The following is a 3420-nucleotide window of genomic DNA, read 5'->3' on the forward strand; positions in this document are numbered from 1 at the left end:
CCGGGTACGCCGCCCCCCACCTGCCGCCGCCCTGGGGGCTCGGCGCCGGGCCCCTGGAGCAGCTCGTCGTCCGGCAGGAGCTGGCCCGGGCCGGCGTACGGATCTCCGACCTCGGGATCGCCACCTGGGTCGTGCCCTCCCTGATCGCCCACGGCACGCCCCGGCAGCAGGCCGCCCACCTCCCCGGCACGCTCCGCGGCGACCTCGCCTGGTGCCAGCTCTTCTCCGAGCCCGGCGCCGGCTCCGACCTCGCCTCCCTGCGCACCCGGGCCGAGCGGACCGGCCCGGACGGCACCTGGCGGATCACCGGCCAGAAGGTGTGGACGAGCGCCGCCCGCACCGCCGATTACGGGATCCTCCTCGCCCGCACCGACCCGGACGCCCCCCGCCACCGCGGCCTCGGCTGCTTCCTCGTCGACATGCGCACCACCCCCGGCATCGACATCCGGCCGCTGCGCGAGATCACCGGAGACACCCTCTTCAACGAGGTCTGGTTCGACGGTGCGCCGCTGCCCGCCGACGCCCTCCTCGGCAAGCCCGGCGACGGCTGGGCGGTCGCCCGCACCACCCTCGGCAACGAGCGCGTCCACATGGCCGACCAGGTCGCCTTCGACACCGGCCTGGAGGCCCTCCTCGCCCGCGCCCCCGGCCTCGACGGCGCCCGCCGCGCCCGCATCGGGGCGCTGGCCGCCGAAGCCCAGGCACTCGCCTGCATCGGGCTGCGCACCACGCTCCGGCAGGTGTCCGGGCTGGAGCCGGGCGCCGGCGCCTCGATCCGCAAACTCGTCCAGACCGCGCACCAGCAGCGGGTCGCCGAGTTGGCCCTCGAACTCCTCGGCCCCGAGGGCGCCGTCCTGGAGGGGCCGGGGGAGCGGGCCGTCCACGGGATGCTGCTGTCCCGCTGCCTGACCATCGCCGGGGGCACCACGCAGGTCCAGTTGAACGTCGTCGCCGAGCGGATCCTCGGCCTCCCCAGGGACTGAAGGAAGGGACGGGCATGAAGTCGTACGTCGCCGGAGTCGGGATGACCCGCTTCGAGAAGCCCGAAACGGCCGACCGGCCGTACTGGGAGCTCGCCGAGGAGGCCGGGCGGGCCGCCCTCGCGGACGCCGGCATCGGCTACGAGCAGGTCGAGCACGTTCCCGTCGGCTACTGCTTCCAGCCCTCCACCGCCGGCCAGCGCGCCGCGTACGCGCTGGGGCTGACCGGCGTCCCCGTCTACAACGTCAACAACAACTGCGCGACCGGCGCCACCGCACTGGTGATGGCCCGGCAGCTCGTCGCCGGCGGCCTCGCCGACTGCGTACTGGCCCTCGGCTTCGAGAAGATGAAGAAGGGATCCCTCGGCTCCGGCGCCGGCGCGGGCGACTTCGGGGCCTCCCCGGTCGCCCGGCACTACGGGATCATGGCCGCCCGGCACGGCTTCGGGCAGTCGCCGCCGACCGCGCAGCTCTTCGGGAACGCGGCCCGCGAGCACATGGAGCGGTACGGGACCACCGCGGAGCAGCTCGCGGCGGTCGCCGCGAAGAACCACCGGCACTCCGCGGACAACCCGTACGCCCAGTTCCGGGACGTGTACACGGTGGCGGAGGTCCTCGCCGCGAAGCCCGTCCACGAGCCGCTGACCCGGCTCCAGTGCTCGCCCACCTCGGACGGCGCCGCCGCGGCCGTCGTCGTCTCCGAGCGGTTCCTCGTACGGCACGGGCTGCACGCCGAGGCCGTCGAGATCGCCGGGCAGGCGATGGCCACCGACACCCCCGCCACCTTCGCCTCCGGGTCGTGCATCGACGTCGTCGGCAAGCCGGTGACGGCGGCCGCGGCCCGGCAGGCCTTCGCGGCCGCCGGCCTCGGCATCGGCGACGTCGACGTCATCGAGCTCCACGACTGCTTCTCCGTCAACGAACTCCTCACCTACGAGGCCCTCGGCATGTGCGCCGACGGGGACTCGGGCGCCCTCGTGGAGAGCGGTGCGACGACGTACGGCGGGCGCTGGGTGGTCAACCCCTCCGGCGGGCTGATCTCCAAGGGCCACCCGCTGGGCGCCACCGGGCTCGCGCAGACCGCCGAACTGGTGTGGCAGCTGCGCGGGCAGGCCGGGCCCCGGCAGGTCCCCGGCGCCGGGTCCGGCGGGAAGAGGAGCACCCGCAGGGACCTGGCGGGGCGTCGGTCCACCGGCATGTCGTCCACGCCGCCAGCGTAGGGCGCGGCCCCGGGCCGGACGGCCGCAACACGCGCCCGGACACGTCCGTCTGACACGCAGTCAGCGGCCTTCCCATGTGGTGGGGCGTGCGTTATACATGCCTCACCGGTGGACACTGGAACGCGTTCTAGAACCGGTCCCGCATGCGACCTCGGTGCGGCCGACGGTGCGGACGACCGCGCCGAGGTCTTCCACGGACAAGGAGCACCATCCCCATGCCGATCGACGCCGCCAGGGCCCTCGCCGCCGACCCCCGCCGCGGGGACATCGCCTGGGACCACAAGGACATCCAGCTCTACCACCTGGGCCTCGGCGCCGGCATCCCCGCCACCGACCCCGACGAACTCCGCTACACCCTGGAGTCCCGGCTCCACGTCCTGCCCAGCTTCGCCACCGTCGCCGGCGCCGGCATGGCCATGCTCGGCGGGCTCTCCGCACCGGGGATCGAGGTCGACCTCGCCGCCGTCCTGCACGGCGGCCACTCCATCGAGCTGCACCGCCCGATCCCCGTCACGGGCAGGGCCACGGCCACGTCCAAGGTCGCGGCCGTCTGGGACAAGGGCAAGGCGGCGGTCATCGTGCTCCGCTCCGAGGTCGCCGACGCCGACGGCCCCCTGTGGACCAGCGACGCGCAGATCTTCGTCCGCGGAGAGGGCGGCTTCGGCGGCGACCGCGGCCCCTCCGCCCGCTCCGAGGAGCCCGACCGCGCCCCCGACCGGATCGCGGAGCGCGCCGTCCGCGAGGAGCAGGCGCTGCTCTACCGGCTGTCCGGGGACTGGAACCCGCTCCACGCCGACCCCGAGTTCGCCAAGACGGCCGGCTTCGACAGGCCGATCCTGCACGGCCTCTGCTCGTACGGGATGGCCCTCAAGGCCGTCGTCGACACCGCGCTCGGCGGGGACGTCACCCGCGTCCGTGCCTACCGCACCCGGTTCGCGGGCGTCGCCTACCCGGGCGAGACGCTGCGGATCCGGATGTGGGAGGAGCCCGGCCGGGTGCGCGTCGAGGTGGGCGCCGCCGAGCGCGACGACGCCCCCGTCCTCGCGGACACCGTCGTCGAGCACGGCTAGGGCTGTCCCGCGGACCCGGCCGGGCTCGCCCCCGCGGCGAGCGCCGCGCAGAAGCGGACCGCGCCGTTCCGCAGCGCCGACCGCGGCGGCACCCCGAAGTGCGGTGGCGCGTGCTGGTCTGCTGGGCTGCGCAGGTCTGGCACCCCGTTC

At 75.1% G+C, this 3420-nt stretch carries 3 protein-coding genes; all 3 read left to right on the plus strand.

Features of this window, described 5'->3' with window-relative positions; all coding sequences use genetic code 11:
- Positions 1-983, plus strand: a 983-nt coding sequence (locus tag EF903_RS30435; protein ID WP_125548211.1) for an acyl-CoA dehydrogenase family protein, incomplete at its 5' end; no start/stop codon positions are given.
- A gap of 14 nt (positions 984-997) precedes the next feature.
- A complete protein-coding gene (locus EF903_RS30440; protein WP_125548212.1) occupies positions 998-2200 on the plus strand; it encodes a thiolase C-terminal domain-containing protein in 1203 nt (400 codons plus the stop codon).
- Between the two features lie 215 nt (positions 2201-2415).
- On the plus strand, positions 2416-3270 hold the full coding sequence (locus tag EF903_RS30445; RefSeq protein WP_125548213.1) for a MaoC/PaaZ C-terminal domain-containing protein: 855 nt from the start codon (positions 2416-2418) through the stop codon (positions 3268-3270).
- Positions 3271-3420: the final 150 nt, after the last annotated feature.

It is taken from the genome of Streptomyces sp. WAC05292 (assembly GCF_003949955.1).
GTDB lineage: Bacteria > Actinomycetota > Actinomycetes > Streptomycetales > Streptomycetaceae > Streptomyces > Streptomyces globosus.